Source organism: Streptomyces cyaneus, assembly GCF_004028635.1.
GTDB lineage: Bacteria > Actinomycetota > Actinomycetes > Streptomycetales > Streptomycetaceae > Streptomyces > Streptomyces cyaneus.
In genome coordinates, this window is the sequence record NZ_RQJW01000003.1 from 1,279,270 (window position 1) to 1,297,406 (window position 18,137).

General features: G+C 72.0%; 17 protein-coding genes. 13 read left to right on the forward strand and 4 right to left on the reverse strand.

The annotated features are described in order from the left end of the window. The first annotated feature begins 36 nt into the window (after positions 1-36). Together EHO50_RS14465 and EHO50_RS14470 are read left to right on the forward strand one after the other, a co-directional pair. A complete protein-coding gene (locus tag EHO50_RS14465) occupies positions 37-915 on the forward strand; it encodes a helix-turn-helix domain-containing protein (protein ID WP_128430476.1) in 879 nt (292 codons plus the stop codon). Between the two features lie 9 nt (positions 916-924). Next, positions 925-1,152: a DUF397 domain-containing protein gene (locus EHO50_RS14470; RefSeq protein ID WP_128430477.1), complete on the forward strand. Its 228-nt coding sequence runs from the start codon at positions 925-927 to the stop codon at positions 1,150-1,152. Positions 1,153-1,238: 86 nt separating this feature from the next. On the opposite strand, the gene EHO50_RS14475 is transcribed toward EHO50_RS14470, so the two are convergent. Further along, entirely contained in the window at positions 1,239-2,366 is a 1,128-nt protein-coding gene (locus EHO50_RS14475) for an 8-amino-7-oxononanoate synthase (RefSeq protein WP_128430478.1), read from the reverse strand. A 146-nt stretch (positions 2,367-2,512) separates the two neighbouring features. Between EHO50_RS14475 and bioB the strand changes: the two genes are divergently transcribed. From bioB to bioD, 3 genes are read left to right on the forward strand one after another with little or no spacing between them, the layout of a single operon-like run. After that, entirely contained in the window at positions 2,513-3,736 is a 1,224-nt protein-coding gene (gene bioB / locus EHO50_RS14480; protein ID WP_128430479.1) for a biotin synthase BioB, read from the forward strand. A 10-nt stretch (positions 3,737-3,746) separates the two neighbouring features. Next, positions 3,747-5,036 carry an adenosylmethionine--8-amino-7-oxononanoate transaminase gene (locus EHO50_RS14485; protein ID WP_128430713.1) on the forward strand — a complete coding sequence of 430 codons (1,290 nt, stop codon included), beginning with the start codon at positions 3,747-3,749 and terminating at the stop codon, positions 5,034-5,036. Between the two features lies 1 nt (position 5,037). Continuing rightward, positions 5,038-5,754, forward strand: coding sequence for a dethiobiotin synthase (gene bioD / locus EHO50_RS14490; protein WP_164904834.1), 717 nt, complete (start codon positions 5,038-5,040; stop codon positions 5,752-5,754). 48 nt (positions 5,755-5,802) lie between these two features. On the opposite strand, the gene EHO50_RS14495 is transcribed toward bioD, so the two are convergent. Continuing rightward, the gene (locus EHO50_RS14495) at positions 5,803-8,187 is read right to left on the reverse strand and encodes a helix-turn-helix transcriptional regulator (protein ID WP_246101177.1); all 2,385 of its coding nucleotides are present in this window, start codon (positions 8,185-8,187) and stop codon (positions 5,803-5,805) included. Positions 8,188-8,304: 117 nt separating this feature from the next. Between EHO50_RS14495 and EHO50_RS14500 the strand changes: the two genes are divergently transcribed. Both EHO50_RS14500 and EHO50_RS14505 read left to right on the forward strand, forming a co-directional pair. After that, the gene (locus EHO50_RS14500) at positions 8,305-8,991 is read left to right on the forward strand and encodes an esterase/lipase family protein (protein WP_128430482.1); all 687 of its coding nucleotides are present in this window, start codon (positions 8,305-8,307) and stop codon (positions 8,989-8,991) included. A gap of 110 nt (positions 8,992-9,101) precedes the next feature. Then, entirely contained in the window at positions 9,102-9,794 is a 693-nt protein-coding gene (locus EHO50_RS14505; RefSeq protein WP_128430483.1) for a class I SAM-dependent methyltransferase, read from the forward strand. A 28-nt stretch (positions 9,795-9,822) separates the two neighbouring features. Here EHO50_RS14505 and EHO50_RS14510 read toward each other — a convergent pair whose 3' ends face one another. Both EHO50_RS14510 and EHO50_RS14515 read right to left on the reverse strand, forming a co-directional pair. Beyond that, entirely contained in the window at positions 9,823-10,197 is a 375-nt protein-coding gene (locus EHO50_RS14510) for a fic family toxin-antitoxin system, toxin component (protein ID WP_128430484.1), read from the reverse strand. A 4-nt stretch (positions 10,198-10,201) separates the two neighbouring features. Beyond that, positions 10,202-10,429 carry an antitoxin gene (locus tag EHO50_RS14515; protein ID WP_128430485.1) on the reverse strand — a complete coding sequence of 76 codons (228 nt, stop codon included), beginning with the start codon at positions 10,427-10,429 and terminating at the stop codon, positions 10,202-10,204. A gap of 192 nt (positions 10,430-10,621) precedes the next feature. Between EHO50_RS14515 and EHO50_RS14520 the strand changes: the two genes are divergently transcribed. The 6 genes from EHO50_RS14520 (at position 10,622) to EHO50_RS14545 (ending at position 18,067) form a co-directional block, all read left to right on the forward strand. Further along, positions 10,622-11,470, forward strand: coding sequence for an ABC transporter ATP-binding protein (locus EHO50_RS14520; protein WP_128430486.1), 849 nt, complete (start codon positions 10,622-10,624; stop codon positions 11,468-11,470). Positions 11,471-11,474: 4 nt separating this feature from the next. Then, positions 11,475-14,048, forward strand: a complete 2,574-nt coding sequence (locus EHO50_RS14525) for an ABC transporter permease (protein ID WP_128430487.1) — start codon at positions 11,475-11,477, stop codon at positions 14,046-14,048. Positions 14,049-14,110: 62 nt separating this feature from the next. Further along, complete coding sequence (locus EHO50_RS14530) at positions 14,111-15,016, forward strand: LLM class F420-dependent oxidoreductase (protein ID WP_128430488.1); 906 nt, start codon at positions 14,111-14,113, stop codon at positions 15,014-15,016. Between the two features lie 56 nt (positions 15,017-15,072). Beyond that, positions 15,073-15,498 (forward strand): GNAT family N-acetyltransferase, encoded by a 426-nt coding sequence (locus EHO50_RS14535; RefSeq protein WP_128430489.1) that lies wholly within the window; start codon positions 15,073-15,075, stop codon positions 15,496-15,498. Between the two features lie 215 nt (positions 15,499-15,713). After that, entirely contained in the window at positions 15,714-17,057 is a 1,344-nt protein-coding gene (locus EHO50_RS14540; protein ID WP_128430490.1) for a hemolysin family protein, read from the forward strand. Continuing rightward, positions 17,054-18,067 (forward strand): hemolysin family protein, encoded by a 1,014-nt coding sequence (locus EHO50_RS14545; protein WP_128430491.1) that lies wholly within the window; start codon positions 17,054-17,056, stop codon positions 18,065-18,067. The genes EHO50_RS14540 and EHO50_RS14545 overlap by 4 nt, the downstream gene beginning before the upstream one ends. The last annotated feature ends 70 nt before the right edge of the window (positions 18,068-18,137 follow it).

Here is an 18,137-nt window from a genome sequence, read left to right on the forward strand (position 1 = left end):
GTATTTGGGCGGCTCGGTTGGAGTAAGGAGTTGCCCATGCAGCACGGTCCCGCGGTGCGCCGCCGGAAACTGGGCGCGGAACTGCGTGCGTTGCGCACCGGTGCCGGGCTCACCAGTGGTGAGGCGGCCCGGCTGGTGGGCTGGCACCAGTCCAAGGTGAGCCGGATCGAGACCGGCGCCAGCGGGGTGAAACCGGCCGATGTGCGGTTACTGCTGGACGCGTACGGCGTCGGGGATTCCCAACTGCGGGAGTTGCTCCTGGTGTTGGCGGGGTCCGACGAGGGTGGCGGCCGGCATCACTGGTGGCACGCGTACCGCGGAGTGCTGCCGCCGACGTACCGGGACTTCATCAGCCTGGAGTCCCAGGCGAGCGCGATGCGCACGCTGGAGACCTCCGTGGTGCCCGGGTTGCTCCAGACGCCCGAGTACGCCCGGGCGGTGACGCGGGCCGCGGTGGGCTCACTCGCCGACGAACCCGACGCCGCCGACGAACGGCTCGACGCGCTGGTCGCGGTCCGTCTGGCCAGGCAGGACGTGCTGCACGCCGATCCACCGTTGCGACTGAGCGCGGTGCTCGACGAGGCGGTGCTGCGCCGGGAGATCGGCGGGCCCGAGGTGATGGCGGCGCAGCTGAGACGGCTGATGGAGTCGGCGCGACTGCCCCAAGTCCGGCTGCAGGTCCTGCCGTTCGGGGCCGGGGAGCATATCGGCATCACCGGGCCTTTCGTTATCTTCTCATTTTCGCGCACTTCTGATCTGGATGTGGTTGTTCTCGACCACTTGACGAGTAGCCTCTACCTCGAACGGAAAGAAGACCTCCAGGCCTACACGGAGGCCTTCAACGCCCTTCGGATCCACGCCCTTTCGCCCGAGGAATCGCTGGATTACATCGCCGCGATAGGCGGCGGCGCGTAAGGAGGCACCATGACAGCACTGCCTCGGAACGTACCTTCCACCACCGACCTGCACGGTGTGCGATGGCTGCGCAGCAGCTACAGCACGGGAGCGAACAACTGCGTCGAGACGGCACGGCCGCGCTCCGGTCCCTGGATCGGACTGCTCGCCGTGCGCGACTCCAAGGACCCGGCCGGACCCGCGCTGCTCTTCTCCCCCGAGAGCTGGGCGGGCTTCACGACCGCGTTCCAGTCCTGACCGTGCCAGTCCTGACCGTTCCGATCATTTCTGACCAACTCTGATCATTTACGCCAGGTGCGGCGGCAGGGCCGTGTCACGCCGACTCATGGTCGTGTCTCGCCGATGACCCGTACAGCGCGTTCGATCTGCCCCTCGGAGAGGTCCGCGCGGGCGGTGAGCCTCAGCCGTGAGATGCCGTCGGGGACGGAAGGAGGACGGAAGCAGCCCACGGCGAGGCCTGCCGTACGGCACTCGGCCGCCCAGAGCACGGCCTCTTCGGGGGACGGCGCGCGCACGGAGACGACCGCGGCGTCCGGACGTACGGCTTGAAGTCCCGTGGCCGTCAGCCGGGTGTGCAGTTCGTTCGCCACCGTGCGCGCCCGCGCCGCACGCTCCGGCTCGCGGCGCAGCAGTCTCAGTGCCGCCAGGGCCGCGCCCGCCGCCGCGGGGGCGAGGCCCGTGTCGAAGATGAACGTGCGGGCCGCGTTGACCAGGTGGTCGATCACCCGGGCGGGGCCGAGGACGGCTCCGCCCTGGCTGCCGAGCGACTTGGACAGCGTGACCGTCACGACGACGTCGTCGGCGCCCGCGAGTCCCGCCGCGTGCGGGGCGCCGCGGCCGCCGTCGCCGAGCACGCCGAGGCCGTGGGCGTCGTCGACGACCAGCCCGGCCCCGTGTTCGCGGCTCGCCTCGGCGAGCCCGCCCAGCGGGGCGGCGTCGCCGTCGACCGAGAAGACGGTGTCGGACACGACGACGGCGGGCCCGTCGTGCGTCTGGAGCGCCTTGCGCACGGCGTCCGGTTCGGCGTGCGCGACGACCTGCGTGGTGCCCCGCGCCAGCCGGCAGCCGTCGATCAGCGAGGCGTGGTTCCCCGCGTCGGAGACGATCAGCGAGCCGTGCGGCGCCAGTGCCGTGACGGCGGCGAGGTTGGCCGCGTAGCCGGAGGAGAAGACCAGCGCCGCCTCGAAGCCGCAGAAGTCGGCCAGCTCGCGCTCCAGCTCGGTGTGCAGTTCCGTAGTGCCCGTGACGAGCCGGGATCCGGTCGCGCCGCCGCCCCACGTCCGCGCGGCCCGCGCCGCGCCTTCGGTGACCTCGGGGTGATGGGCCAGGCCCAGGTAGTCGTTGCTCGCGAGATCGAGCAGCGGCGAGGCCGCGGGGCGGGGGCGCAGGGTCCGTACGAGTCCGGCGCGGCGGCGCAGCTCCGCCTGCTCGTCGATCCAGCCGAACGCCATGACTCCTCCGGGCTTTTGTAGGCAGTGCACAGACACTAGTCGCACGACCGACGGCGCACGGTGTGGCAATACCCACACATCGAAGTGGCAGGGTTGTCCGAAGTCTCCTTGGCTCGGAGCCCCTCCGTACGTCAGGATCAGCTCCCATGGACCTGCTGAACACGCTGGTGGACAAGGGGCTTCGGCGCGAGCTGCCGACCCGCGAGGAAGCCTTGGCCGTCCTCGCCACTTCCGACGACGACCTGCTCGATGTGGTGGCCGCGGCCGGCAAGGTACGCCGGCAGTGGTTCGGCCGACGGGTGAAACTCAACTATCTCGTCAACCTCAAGTCGGGCCTGTGCCCGGAGGACTGCTCCTACTGTTCTCAGCGGCTCGGCTCCACCGCCGGCATCCTGAAGTACACCTGGCTCAAGCCGGACGAGGCATCGCAGGCCGCGGCCGCCGGTTTGGCCGGTGGCGCCAAGCGGGTCTGTCTGGTGGCGTCCGGGCGCGGCCCGACCGACCGAGACGTGGACCGGGTCTCCGAGACCATCAAGACGATCAAGGACCAGAACGAGGGCGTCGAGGTGTGCGCCTGTCTCGGTCTGCTCTCCGACGGCCAGGCGGAGCGGCTGCGCGAGGCGGGCGCGGATGCGTACAACCACAACCTCAACACCTCCGAGGGCACGTACGCGGACATCACGACCACCCACACCTACGCCGACCGCGTCGACACCGTGCACAAGGCGCACGCGGCGGGCCTGTCGGCGTGCTCGGGTCTGATCGCGGGCATGGGCGAATCGGACGAGGACCTGGTCGACGTCGTCTACTCGCTGCGCGAGCTGGACCCGGACTCGGTGCCGGTCAACTTCCTGATCCCGTTCGAGGGCACCCCGCTGGCCAAGGAGTGGAACCTCACCCCGCAGCGCTGTCTGCGGATCCTGGCGATGGTGCGGTTCGTCTGCCCTGACGTCGAGGTGCGTATCGCGGGCGGCCGCGAGGTGCATCTGCGCACCATGCAGCCGCTCGCCCTGCACCTGGCCAACTCGATCTTCCTCGGCGACTACCTCACCAGCGAGGGCCAGGCGGGCAAGGCCGACCTGGAGATGATCGCGGACGCCGGCTTCGAGGTGGAGGGCGCCGACCAGGTGACACTGCCCGAGCACCGGGCGGCGACGGCCGGGGGCGGGTGCGGCTCGCACGAGAGCGCGGGGTGCGGTTCGCACGAGGGCGCCGGGTGCGGGTCGCACGAGGGCGCCGGGTGCGGGTCGCACGAGGGTGGCGGTGTGTGCGGTACGGCCGCTGCCGCGCCGGTCGCCGCCGAGCCGCGCACCGACCTGGTCGCCGTACGCCGCCGGGGTGCCGGCACGGACCTCGCGCCCAATGCCTGACCTGCACGCGATGCCCGAATGGACCGTGCCCGAGCTGCTGGAGCTCGACCGGCGGCACGTCTGGCATCCGTACGGCCCCATGCCCGGCCGCATCGAGCCGCTGGTCGTGGAGTCGGCGAGCGGGGTACGCCTCAGACTGAGGACGGCGGACGGAGCCCAGGACGAAGTCGTGGACGGCATGTCGTCCTGGTGGTCGGCGATCCACGGCTACAACCACCCCGTGCTCAACGAGGCCGCGCACGAGCAGCTGTCGCGCATGAGCCATGTCATGTTCGGCGGGCTCACGCACGAGCCCGCCGTACGCCTGGCGAAGCTCCTTGTCGACATGTCGCCCGACGGCCTGGAGCATGTCTTCCTCGCCGACTCCGGGTCGGTGTCGGTCGAGGTCGCGGTCAAGATGTGCCTGCAGTACTGGCGTTCGCTGGGCCGCCCCGGCAAGCAGCGGCTGCTGACCTGGCGCGGCGGCTACCACGGCGACACCTGGCAGCCGATGTCGGTGTGCGACCCCGAGGGCGGGATGCACGAGCTGTGGACCGGCGTACTCCAGCGCCAGGTGTTCGCGGACCCGCCGCCGGCGGAGTACGAGGAGTCGTACGCCGACCATCTGCGCTCGCTGATCGCGCAGCACGCCGATGAACTGGCCGCTGTGATCGTCGAGCCGGTCGTGCAGGGCGCGGGCGGGATGCGGTTCCACTCCCCCGCGTATCTGCGGGTGCTGCGCGAGGCGTGCGACGCGCACGACGTGCTGCTGGTGTTCGACGAGATCGCGACCGGGTTCGGTCGCACGGGCGCGCTGTTCGCGGCGGACCATGCGGCGGTGACGCCGGATGTGATGTGCGTGGGCAAGGCGCTGACCGGCGGCTACCTGACGATGGCCGCCACGTTGTGCACCTCGCGGGTGGCCGACGGGATCTCGCGGGGCGAGGTGCCCGTGCTCGCGCACGGCCCGACCTTCATGGGCAACCCGCTGGCGGCCGCGGTCGCCTGCGCCTCGATCGAGCTGCTGCTCGGCCAGGACTGGCTGACGGAGGTCGAGCGGATCGAGGCGGGGCTGCGGGAGGGGCTGGCGCCCGTGGCAGATATTCCGGGCGTGAAGGACGTACGGGTCCTGGGCGCCATCGGGGTCGTGCAGCTGGACCACCCCATCGACATGAAGGCGGCCACGGAGGCCGCCGTCCGCGAGGGGGTGTGGCTGCGGCCGTTCCGCGACCTCGTCTACACGATGCCGCCGTACGTCACGGGTGACGCGGATGTGGCACGGATCGCCCGCGCGGTGGGCGCGGCAGCGCGGGAGGGCTGAGATGCCGGTACTGGTGATCACGGGCACGGGCACGGAGGTCGGCAAGACGGTCACCACGGCCGCGGTCGCGGCGGCCGCGGTGGCGGCGGGCCGGTCGGTTGCGGTGCTGAAGGCCGCGCAGACGGGCGTGACGCCGGACGAGCGTGGTGACGCGGAGGAGGTGGCGCGGCTCGCGGGGGCCGTGACGACCGCGGAGGTCGCCCGGTATCCGGAGCCGTTGGCCCCGGCGACGGCCGCGCGCCGGGCCGGCCGCCCTCCGGTCCGGCCGCACGAGATCGCCGAGGCCGCCGCCAAGCTGGCCGCCGAGCACGACCTGGTGCTGGTGGAGGGGGCGGGCGGGCTGCTCGTCCGCTTCGACGAGGCCGGCGGCACGCTGGCGGACGCGGCCGAACTGATGGCGGCGCCGGTCCTTCTGGTCGCCTCGGCGGGCCTGGGCACGCTCAACACGACGGAGTTGACGGCGCGTGAACTGCGGACTCGACGGCTGGACCTGCTGGGCGTGGTGATCGGCAGCTGGCCCGAGGCGCCCGATCTGGCGTCTCTTTGCAACGTCGCGGATCTGCCGGACGTGGCGGCGGCGCCGCTGCTGGGCGCGGTACCGGCCGGCGCGGGGGCGCTCGCGCCCACCGACTTCCGTGTCGCGGCGCCGGATTGGCTGGCGCCGCGGTTGTTCGGGACGTGGGACGCGGAGGGCTTTCGGGGGCGGGCGGCGCCCTGAGGCGCTCGTGACAGGTCGTCATGCCGTCGCCCGCGCCTGGTCCGGCGGCTAGCCGGCCTCGCCTTCGTCGCTCTCGGCGATGAGTCGTACCAGTTCGATACGGGAGCGGATTCCCAGGCGGGTGAAGACGCCTCGTAGGTGGTGGTCGATCGTGCGCGGGCTGAGGGCGAGGCGGGCGGCGATCTCCCGGTTGGTGGCCCCGTCGGCGGCCATCCGGGCCACCAGGAGTTGCTGGGCCGTCAGGCGGGCCGTGGGGTGTCCCGTGGCGTTGGCGGTCGGTGCGGCGGGTGCGCCGAGGGCACGGAGTTCGGTGCGGGCCTGGTCCGCGCAGTGCGGGGCGCCGAAGGAGTCGAACGCCTCCAGGGCGCTGTGCAGGCGGTCGCGTGCCTCGGTACGGCGGCGCAGTCGGCGCAGGGCGCTGCCGAACAGCAGCTCCGTGCGGGCGCGTTCGAAGTCGCGGGTGCCGTGGGAGTGCAGGTCGAGTGCCGTGCGGTAGTGGTCCACCGCTTCCTCCCCGGGCGCGAGCAGGGCGCGGCAGCGGGCGCTGAGGGCCAGGTCGTCGGGGCTGCGCACGGTGCTCGCCCAGCGGTGGTAGTCGGCGTGCGCGACGCGGGCCACACGGGTGTCGCCGGTGCGGACGGCGGCCTCGACGTAGTGCGGGGTGGCCAGGTGGCGGACGGCCCGGTGGCCGTGGCCCGGGCCGAATCCGGCCAGGGCGCGCAGTCGGGCGGCCGCGGCGGCGAAGTCGCCGACGCCGAGGTCGAGGAAGGCGAGCGCCCACTGGGCGAGGGCGGCGGGCAGACCCAGGCCCCGGGCGAGGGCGTACGACCGTGCGGTCGCGGCACGTTCGCGGCAGACGTCCGCGTCTCCGGTGAGCGCGGCGAACATGGCGAGGGCGGCCTGCAGATGACAGGCGCCGTTGTCCTGACCTGTGGCGTGGGCCTGCCACAGCGCGTCCGTCGCGGCGGCCTCGCCGGCTCTGGGGCGTCCGGTCCAGAAGTCGGCGTACGCACGGAACTCCATCGCCTGCGGCACGGCGACCGGGGTGCCGAGCGCCCGTGCGGAGGCGGCCGCGCGGACGGTCGCCGTGGCCGCGCGGGTGTGGTCGCCGAGGAGCAGCTCGGCGATCCCGGCGTGAATGAGGACGGTGGGATCACCCCCCGGCCCGCACCGCCCGGCCGCCTGCTTCAGCAGATCGCGCGCATCCTCGTACCGCCCGTCGAAGGCGGCCACGAGCCCGCTCAGCGTGCCCGGCGGCACCACGCCGAGCCGATCGGCGACGCGGGTGGCCTCGCGCAGGCGTCGTATGTCTCCGGTGTAGATGGCGGCTTCGGTGGCTCGGGCGAGGAAGTGGGCGGCTGGGTCGGTGGTGGGAGGGGGCGTGGGGGTGGGGGCTACGGCTGTGGCTGACGCGACGGGGGTGGAGGCGTCGACGGAGGACGACCGCACAGCGCCTGGGGCGGCGAGGGCGGCCGGCGGTGCGGGGACCTTGCCGACGGGAGGCGCTGCGGGGACCGGGCCGACGGGAGGCGCTGCGGGCCCAGGGGCGGTGCGTGCCGGGGGCGGGGTGGTCGCCGCCGTCAGCAGCGCGTCGAACGCCTCCGACGCGTTTCCCGCCCGAAGGGCGAGCACCCCGGTCAGAGCGTCGTCGGAGGTGGTGGCCGCCAGCCTGCGCGCCCGGTCCCCGTCGCCCGACTGCCAGGCGTAGGCGGCAGCCCGGGCGATCAGGCGGGCCTGCTCGGACGGGTCGGGGCACAGCTCGGCCGCCCGTTCCGCCAGCGCACGCGCCAAGGACAGCCGGCCCGCGTCACCGGCCTTGGCCGCGGCGGCTCCGAGTTCCGCGGCCAGCCGCCCGCTGGGGCCCAGCGCCCCCGCACCCCGGTGCCAGGAACGCCACGGCGTCTCCCCCACGCCGCTCAGCACCCGGGCCAGCAGGCGGTGGACGTCGCGGCGGTCGGCCGGGGAGCCCGTCTCGTAGGCCGCGATCCGTGTCCACGCGTCGCGGAACACCACCCCGCCCGCTCCGGCGTGCGCGACGCCGGCCGCCTCGGCGGCGTCCAGGGACCGGGTGTCGAGGCGGGCCGCCATGACGGCGCGCAGGAAGGCGTCGGTGGAGACCGGGTACTGGTCGGCCGCGGCGAGGAGCAGGAGCAGGCGTGTGTCGTCGGGCAACGCCCTTGTCTCCGCCCGGCGTTCACGCAGCAAGGCCGGGGCCAGCTCCGCCGGCTTTGTCGGGAGCGGGTCGACGCCCGCCGCCTGGCGGTCGGTCAGGCGCGGGACCAGTTCGGCGGCGGCGCGCACATCGCCGTACACGGCACGCAGCACCCGTACGCGGACGCCCTCGGGAAGGGCGGCGGCCGGCTGTCGCCACCACGGGCCCGTGAGCCGCGGTGGCGAAGTGCGGTCGAGGGGCGGGGGGTTCACCGGAGTCACCACACAAATGACGTTACTGGCGAGTTAATTGAACCGTAAAGACCGGCGATTTCGCCGATGCGGCGCGCGTAGACCGGCTCGACACTCCTGACAACCCCACACGTTTCAGGAGGCATCATGCAGCGCAGCAAGCGTCGCATCGCCGCGGCCGTGACGGCCTTGGCCTCTTCGCTCCTTCTGTCACTGTCCCTCTCCCCCACACCCGCGCACGCCGCCACCCACGACCCCGTCGTCTTCGTGCACGGCCTGAGCAGCTCGGCGAGCAGCTGGGACGACTGGGTCGGCTACTTCAAGGCCGACGGCTACAGCTCCGCCGAGCTGGACGCCTGGTCGTACGACTGGGCCCAGTCGAACGCCACCACCGCCCGGCAACTTCAGACCGAGATCAGAAACGTGCTCGCCCGGACCGGCGCCTCGAAGGTGGACATCGTCGTCCACTCCATGGGCGCGCTCAGCTCCCGCTACTTCCTCAAGAACCTCGGCGGGACGTCGTACGTGGACGACTTCGTCTCGACGGCCGGGGTGAACCACGGCACCTCCACCGCCTCGTGGTGTGCGTGGCTGTACACGTCCTGCTCGGAGATGAACACCGGCAGCTCGTTCCTGACCGCCCTGAACTCCGGCGACGAGACCCCGGGCAGCGTGTCGTACGCCAGCTACTGGTCGAACTGCGACGACGCGCTCACCCCCGACACCACCGCGATCCTCAGCGGCGCGACGAACGTCGAGGTCGGGTGCGTCTCGCACACCGACATGAACAACGACCACGGCGTGTACGAGCAGGTCCGGGACTTCATCGGCTGAGGTTGCGGGCCGAGCCCGCCTGAACGACAACCACTGCGACAGCGGGGGGTGCGCCGGTGCCGTACGGGGGACAATCGGGAGTGAGTCCCGTCCCGCCACGGAGGTCCCCCATGGCCCTACGGTCCGCCGGCTCCGGCAAGGTGTCACGGGATGCCGTGCACCACCCGCTGTTCGCCCGCTGCTACGCCCGGATCAGCGTCAACGCCGAGACCCGACTGGGCATGGGCGGCGTCCGCGACCGGCTGCTGGCCGGGCTGTCCGGCCGGGTGATCGAGATCGGCGCGGGCAACGGTCTGAACTTCGCCCACTATCCGAGCGCCGTCTCGGAGGTCGTCGCCATCGAACCGGAGCGCCTGCTGCGGAAGCTGGCGGTGGAGTCCGCCCTGCGCGCCGGGGTACCGGTGGACGTGGTGCCGGGTGCCGCGGAGGCGCTGCCGGTCAAGAGCGAGGCCTTCGACGCGGTGGTGCTCTCGCTGGTGCTGTGCAGCGTGCGGGACGTGCCGAGGGCGCTCGGTGAGGTGCGGCGGGTGCTGCGGCCCGGCGGTGTGGTGCGGTTCTTCGAGCACGGTCGGGGCGGCGGGCGGGCGATGCTCCTCACGCAGCGGGCGCTGGACCGGACGGTGTGGCCGCTGGTGAGCGGCGGCTGCCATGTCTCGCGCGACCCGGTCGCGGCACTGCGCGAGGCCGGGTTCGAACTCGGCCCCCACCGGCGGGTGATGATGCCGGAGAAGGGGCCGGTGCTCCCCTCGTCGTACTGCGTGCTGGGCACGGCATGGCGGCCGACGGAGGAGCAGCCCGGCTGAGCACGGACTCCGCTTCACGGACTCCGCTTCACAGACTCCACTGGCGCAGTTCGCGCGCGATGTCCTCGACCGAGGCCTCACCGCTCTTGACCAGGCGAGCCAGGTCACGCACCTGCTCGGGCGAGGTGACGACCTTGAGGCCGCTGGCGACCAGGTAGGCGTAGGCCACGGCGGAGGCGAACAGCGCGTTGGAGCGCTCCAATGCCGGGACGTGAATGAGCAGTTGGAGCAGGGCCGCGGCACGGGCCTGCGGACTGTCGTAGACGGGGACGTCGAATATCTCGGCCTGATGGCGGGCGACGGCGGCGACGAGAGCGCCCCAGTCGGTGACCTGGGGGTCGCCCGGCGTCCGCTTCTCGGCGAGCATCAGCAGCCAGGCAAGGTCGATGGTCAGATTGCTCAAGGGATCAGCGGCGACCTTCGCGCTCCGTGCCGAATTCCTCGGCGAAGACGGACTCGTACTGCTTCATGAAGTCGGCGGCGGCGTCCACGAATGTGTGGCCGACCTCCCCGGTGTCCTTTCTGACCAGCTCCTCGATGTAGCGGTTGACGCTCATGCCGCGGGCCAGGGCGCGTTCGCGTGCCGCGCGGGCCGTGCCTTCGTCGACTCTCACGTTGAGCTGGGTCTTCGCCATACCTAAAAGCTAGCGCTCGGATGCTAGCAACGACAAGAGGTCACCCAGGGGTGGAGGGTGCCCCTTACATCGATATCGGGGGCCCGACCTGGGGCGGAGACCGACCGGGACCTCGGGAGGATACCGAGTGTGCGTTGGGTCACATTAGGCTCGGCGGGGCGAGGAGTCCGTGACGTCCGTGAGGAGGCGGCCTTGTCCACAGCAGCTGCGGAGCATGCCCCGGGCCCCGGGTCGGCCGACGGGATCGCGGCCCGCGCCCGCGGTCTGACCAAGGCGTACGGCTCGGGCGAGACGACGGTGCTCGCCCTCGACTCGGTGGACGTGGACATCGCGCGCGGACGCTTCACTGCGGTGATGGGGCCGTCGGGCTCCGGGAAGTCCACGCTGATGCACTGTCTGGCGGGCCTCGACAACGTCTCGGCGGGGCAGGTGTGGCTGGGCGACACCGAGATCACCGGGCTGAAGGATCGCGAGCTGACCCGGCTGCGGCGGGACCGGATCGGGTTCATGTTCCAGTCGTTCAACCTCATCCCGACCCTGAACGCGGCCGAGAACATCACCCTGCCCATGGACATCGCCGGCAAGAAGCCCGACGACAAGTGGCTGGACCAGGTCATCGACACCCTCGGACTGCGGGACCGCCTCGAACACCGGCCCTCGCAGCTCTCCGGCGGCCAGCAGCAGCGCGTCGCCTGCGCCCGTGCGCTGGCCTCCCGGCCCGAGCTGATCTTCGCGGACGAGCCGACCGGCAACCTCGACTCGCGGGCCGGACTGGAAGTGCTCGGCTTCCTGCGCGAGGCCGTCGACCAGCTGGGGCAGACCGTGGTCATGGTCACCCACGACCCGGGCGCCGCCGCCCACTCCGACCTGGTGCTCTTCCTGGGGGACGGCCGGATCGTGGACGAGATGGAGCGGCCGACGGCGGAGGCCGTACTCGAGCGCATGCGCCTCTTTACTGGGGGAAACCCCCAGACCCCCGGTTTCGACGTGATCCGCAGCCAGTTCGGGGACGGCGAGCCCACGTCCCCCGAGGAGCGCTGACCCCGTGCTCAAGGCGACCCTCCGCAGCTTCCTAGCCCACAAGGGGCGGCTGCTGCTCTCCGCCCTGGCGGTGATCCTTTCCGTGGCGTTCGTCGCGGGCAGCCTGATCTTCTCGGACACCGTCAGCCGCACCTTCGACCGGCTCTTCGCCTCGACTGCCGCCGACGTCACCGTCACGCCGAAGGAGACCCTCGACGAGACCGTGCCCTCAGGGCAGACCCTGACCCTGCCGGCCTCGCTCGCCGACCGCCTCGCCCGGGCCCAAGGCGTGGCGGCGGCCCGCGCGGAAGTGGACGTGGAGGGCCTCACCGTCGCCGACAAGGACCGCGAGTCGGTGGGCCCGACCACCGGTGCCCCCACGATCGGCACCGCCTGGAACCCGACCGAGCGCAGCGGCGTGGAGCTCACCTCCGGCCACGCTCCCAAGGGCGACTCGCAGGTGCTGGTCGACGCGGACACCGCCGACAGCAAGGACGTGCGGATCGGCGACCGCCTCACGGTCATCGGGCAGGAGGGCTCCTTCCCGGTCGAGGTCGTCGGCATCGTCACCTTCACCACCACCAACCCCGGTGCCGCACTGGTGTTCTTCGACCCCGCCACCGCACAGACGAGGCTGCTGGGCGACCCGAAGGCAGCCACCGGCATCTCGGTCGACGCCGCCGAGGGCGTCAGCGACACGGAGCTCAAGCGGCGCGTGGCCGACGCGCTCGGCACCGACGCCGGCACCTACGAGCTGCGCACCGCCGAGGAGCAGGCCGAGTCGGACGCCGAGCAGTTGGGCGGGTTCCTCGACATCATCAAGTACGTGATGCTCGGCTTCGCCGGGGTCGCCGTACTCGTGGGCGTGTTCCTGATCGTCAACACGTTCTCGATGCTGATCGCCCAGCGCACCCGCGAGCTGGGCCTGCTGCGGGCGCTCGGCGCGGACCGGCGTCAGGTGCGGCGCTCGGTCCTGACCGAGGCGCTGCTGCTCGGGCTGGTCGGCTCGACGGCGGGCCTCGCGGCCGGCATCGGGCTGGCCGTCGGACTCATCGAGCTGATGGGTCTGATGGGCATGAACATCAGGACGACCGAGATGGTCATCGGCTGGGGGACGCCGGTGACCGCGTACGTCGTCGGCCTCGGCGTCACCTTCGTCGCGGCCTACCTCCCGGCCCGGCGGGCGGCGGGGGTCTCGCCGATGGCGGCCCTCGCGGACGCCGAGATCGCCGAGATCGGGCGGCCGCTGCGGCTGCGCGCGGTGCTGGGGTCGGTGGTCGGGGCGGCCGGTGCGGCGGCGCTCGTGGGCTGTGCCGTGTCGTCCAAGACGTCGGCGGCGGCGTCCCTGCTGGGTCTCGGCGTCCTGCTGACGCTCATCGCGACCGTGATCGCGGGACCGCTGCTCGTACGCCCCGTGATCCGTGTCCTCGGCGGGGCCTTCCCCGCGCTGTTCGGCTCCATCGGCCGGATGAGCCAGCGCAACGCCCTGCGCAATCCGCGCCGGACCGGGGCCACGGCCGCCGCGCTGATGGTGGGCCTCGCGCTGGTCGGCGGGATGTCGGTGGCGAGCGCCTCGATGACCAAGTCGTTCGACCAGCAGATCGACAAGACGCTGGGCGCCGACTTCGTGGTGCAGAACGGCAACTTCGTGCCCTTCCCACAGGAGATCACCGACAAGATCCGCGACACCGAGGGCGTGGGGCTGGTCGTACGCTCGCAGTTCACGACGATCGCCGTACGCCTCCCCGACGGCGACCGGGTGAAGACGACCGCCGCGGGCTACGAACCCGAGCTCGACAAGGTCGCCAACATCACCTACGCGCAGGGCGACAGCGCGGCCGCGCTCGCGGACGGGCGCCTCGCCATGGACAAGGACTTCGCCGAGGACCACGGCGTGCGCGTCGGCAGCACCCTCCCCGTCGAGTTCCAGGGCGATCGCCGGGCCGAGCTGACGGTGGGCGCCCTGACCGACCAGGAGTCCGCCGAGGGGTTCGGCGCGCAGGGCGGGATCTACTTCGGCCTGGGCACGCTGCAGCGGTACGCGCCGGGCGGGCAGGACGCGGCCGTGTACGTCAACGCGGCCTCCGGCACCGGCGCCGACGACCTGCGCGGCAACCTGGAGGAGACGCTGGACCCGTATCCCCAGGTGCAGGTCCGGGACATCGCCGACTACAAGCAGCTGGTGCACGACCAGATCGCCGTGCTGCTCTACCTCGTGTACGCGCTGCTCGGCCTCGCGATCATCATCGCGGTGCTCGGCGTGGTCAACACCCTCGCTCTGTCGGTCGTCGAGCGCACCCGGGAGATCGGGCTGCTCAGGGCCATCGGGCTGGCCCGGCGGCAACTGCGCCGGATGATCCGGCTGGAGTCGGTGGTGATCGCCGTGTTCGGCGCGGTCCTGGGCCTCGCGCTGGGGCTGGTGTGGGGCGTGTGCACCCAGCAGGTGCTGGCTTTGCAGGGCATGACGGCGCTGGCGATCCCCTGGGGCACGATCGTGGCGGTGGTGATCGGCTCGGCGGTCGTGGGCATCGTGGCGGCGCTGCTGCCCGCGTTGCGTGCATCGCGCATGAATGTGCTGGCGGCCATCGCGCACGAGTGATGGAATCGCGGCAAGTGCTCAAGTCCCTTGAGACTCAAGTCCCTTGAGGATGAGGAGAGTTCATGTCGCGCCCGGCGAGCCCGCGTCCGTTCCGCTTCGGCGTCAACCTGCTGACCCCAGCCCCGGCCGATGAGTGGCGGGCCAAGTGCCGCCGGGCCGAGGAGCTCGGCTACGACGTGATCCTGGTGCCCGACCATCTGGGCATGCCCGCGCCGTTCCCGGCCCTGGTCGCGGCGGCCGAGGCGACCGAGCGGCCGCGCCTGGGCACGCTCGTGCTCAACGCGGGCTTCTGGAACCCGGCCCTGCTCGCCCGGGAGGTGGCCACGACCGACGCCCTGACGGGCGGGCGGCTCGAACTGGGGCTGGGCGCGGGCTACGTACAGGCCGAGCACGACACGGCGGGGCTGCCCTTCGGCACTCCTCGCGAGCGCGTCGACCATCTGCGGCGCACGGTCGAGGAGTTGGAGCGGCTGCTCGGCTCGGAGGAACACCAACCGCAGGCGGCACAGAAGCCGCGCGTACCGCTGCTGATCGGCGGAAACGGCGACCGCGTCCTGCGGCTGACCGCCGAGCACGCCGACGTCGCCGCGTTCGGAGGCGCGTACCCGGACCCGGAGAGCACGACCGGGCGGCTCCTCCCCGTCACGGCCGAGCAGCTCGACGAACGGGTGGCCCGTTACCGGAAGTTCGCGGCAGGCCGGAAGGAACCGGCGGAGCTGAACCTGCTGCTGCAGATGGTGGCCGTCACACAGGACCGTGCGGACGCGGTCCAGCCCCTCCTCGACCGTGTTCCGGAACTGACCCTGGAGCAGGTCCTGGACCTGCCGATCCTCCTGGTCGGCACCCTGGAGCAGATCGCCAAGCAGGTGCTGGCCCAGCGGGAGCGGTACGGGTTCTCGTATCTGACCGTCCTGGAGCCGCACATGGAGGCGTTCGCGCCGGTGATCGAGCGGCTGCGCGGCAAGTAGCCGTCCGGATACTGGAAATCCGCGTCCCGCTTCGTCGCCCGTGCTGGGATCGCTGCATGACTGAACTGCGGATACGGGCCGCGACGGCCGACGACCTCGACGCCGTGCTGGCCTTCTGGAAGACAGCCGCCGAGGGCACGAGCATCAGCGACGACCGGGACGGCGTGGAGCGGCTGGTCGCCCGCGATCCCGAGGCGCTGATCCTTGCGGAGCTCGACGGTGAGCTGGTCGGCACGGTGATCGCGGGCTTCGACGGCTGGCGCTGTCATCTGTACCGGCTGGCGGTGCACCCCGAGCGCCGCCGCCGGGGCATCGGCTCGGCGCTGCTGGCCGCCGCGGAGGAGCGGTTCGTACGACTCGGCGGGCGCCGCGGCGACGCGATGGTCCTGGAGCGCAACGAGACCGCGCACCATGCCTGGCGCGCGGCCGGGTACACGCCCGAGGAACAGTGGCGGCGGTGGGTGAAGCACCTCACGGACTGATCGCCGACGGGTGATCTGTTGAACACCGGCTGATCACCGGCAGATCACCGGCTGACCGCACCTTGGAGCACTTTGCCCGTCCTTTACTATTGGGGGGCCACTTCGGTCCCCCAATGAGATGAAAGGTGTGAGCGTCCGCCCATGGGCGAGCCTCCCAGTCCTCGACATCGCGCGTTCCTCCCCACCCTGTCCGACCATGGGACGGAGGTGACCCGATGACCGAAGTGATCCTCCTGCTGGTGGCGATTCTGCTGTCGCTGGCCTGCGGTGCCTTCGTCGCGGCCGAGTTCTCGCTGACCACGGTGGAGCGCAGCGAGCTGGAGCGGGCCGTGGAGCGCGGCGAGCGGGGCGCTTCCGGTGCCTTGAAGGCCGTACGGAATCTGACGTTCCAGCTCTCCGGCGCCCAGCTCGGCATCACGGTCACCAACCTGGTCGTCGGCATGCTCGCCGAGCCGTCGATCGCCACGCTGCTCGCGGGCCCCCTGGAGTCGATCGGCATCTCCCGCTCGACGGCGAGTTCGATCGCGCTCGTGATCGGTACGGCTCTGTCGACCGTCGTACTGATGGTGGTCGGCGAGCTGGTGCCCAAGAACTGGGCGATCTCCTCGCCCCTGGCCGTGGCCAAGACGGTCGGCAACGCCCAGCGCTGGTTCAGCGCGATCTTCCGACCCTTCATCACCCACCTCAACAACACGGCGAACCGCATCGTGCGCCGCTTCGGCGTGGAACCCACCGAGGAGCTGGCCGCCGCCCGCGGCCCCCAGGAACTGGCCGCCCTGGCCCGGCACTCCGCCCGGGAAGGCGCCCTGGAGGCGGACACCGCCGAGCTCTTCGTACGGACCCTGAACCTGGCCGACCTGACCGCGGAGAACGTCATGACCCCCCGCGTCCAGGTCGTCGCCCTGGACGCCCAGGCGACCTGCGAGGACGTGGCGAACGCGACGCGGGCGACCGGCCTGTCGCGGTTCCCCGTCTACCGCGGCAGCCTCGACGCGGTCGTGGGCACCGCGCACATCAAGGACATCCTGGCGGTGCCCGCCGAGAGCCGACCGCGCGTCTCCGTCGCCGAGCTGATGCGCGAGCCGCTCCTCGTCCCCGAGACCCTCACCGTCGACCGGCTCCTCGACCGGCTGTCCGGCAAGCGCACCATGGCCGTGGTCATCGACGAGTACGGCGGTACGGCGGGCGTGGCCACGCTGGAGGACATCGTCGAGGAGGTCGTCGGCGAGGTGCGCGACGAGCACGACCCGCACGAGACGCCCGACCTCGCCCACGCGGGCAGTGACGACGAGGGCCGGGCGCTGTACTCGGCCGACGGTTCGGCCCGGGTGGACCAGCTCGCACGCGTCGGGCTGAGAGCGCCCGAGGGACCGTACGAGACGCTGGCCGGTCTCGTCGCGGCCGAGCTCGGCCGCATCCCCGACGTCGGTGACCGGGTCGAGGTCGCCGGCTGGCGGCTCGACGTGGTGGACGCCGCGGGCCGCAGGGCCGCGCGAGTGCTGCTGCACGCGCCGCTCGACGACCCGGCGACCGACCACGAGAAGGAGGGCGGACGATGACCGCCGTACAGCTGCTCATCGGGTTTGCGACGCTGGTCGTCAACGCCTTCTTCGTGGGCGCCGAATTCGCGCTGATCTCGGTGCGGCGCTCACAGATCGAGCCGTACGCCGACCAGGGCGACCGGCGCGCCAAGAGCGTGCTGTGGGGCCTGCAGCACGTGTCCGCGCTGATGGCAGCCGCGCAGCTGGGCATCACGCTGTGCACGCTGGTGCTCGGTGTGGTCGCGGAACCCGCCATCGAGCACCTGCTGGAGCCGGTGTTCCACGCGGTGGGCGTGCCGGAGAGCGCCGGGCACGTGGTGTCCTTCGTGATCGCACTGGCCCTGGCCACGTACTTGCACATGCTGCTCGGCGAGATGGTGCCGAAGAACATCGCGCTGGCCGAACCGGTGCGCAGCGCCCTGCTGCTCGGTCCGCCGCTGGTGGCGCTGTCCCGGGCGCTGCGTCCCGTGATCTTCACGATCAACGCATTCGCCAACACGCTGCTGAAGCTGATGCGCGTCGAGACCAAGAACGAGGTCACCGCGACCTTCTCGGACGCCGAGCTGGCCCGCCTGGTGCGCGACTCCGGCGAGGCCGGCCTCATCGACGAGCGCGCGCGGGAGCGGCTGCACGACGCGCTGGAACTGGGCCGCCGGCCGGTGCGTGACGTGGTGCTTCCGCTGGAACGTGTCCTCTACGCGCGCGTGGGCGTCACGCCGGAGGAGCTGGAGCGGCTGTCGGCCGAGTCGGGCTTCTCCCGGTTCCCGGTCGTCGACGAGGGCCGCCGCATCGTGGGCTATCTGCATGTGAAGGACGCGCTCGACGCCTCCCCGCGGGACGTGCCGCTCCAGGTGCGGGACATGCGGCCCATCGCGCGCGTGCGGGAGAGCACGCGTCTGGACGACGTGCTCACGGCGATGCGGGGCAGCCGTACGCATCTGGCGGCCGTGCTCGGCGGCGACGGCCGGCTGGCTGGGATCGTGACCATGGAGGACGTGCTGCGGGAGCTGTTCGGACAGCGGGCCTGACAGCCGGGTCCGTCCGAGCGTCGGTCCGGCGGCGCCCGGGCCGACCGACCGCTGGGTATGGAGCCCGGGT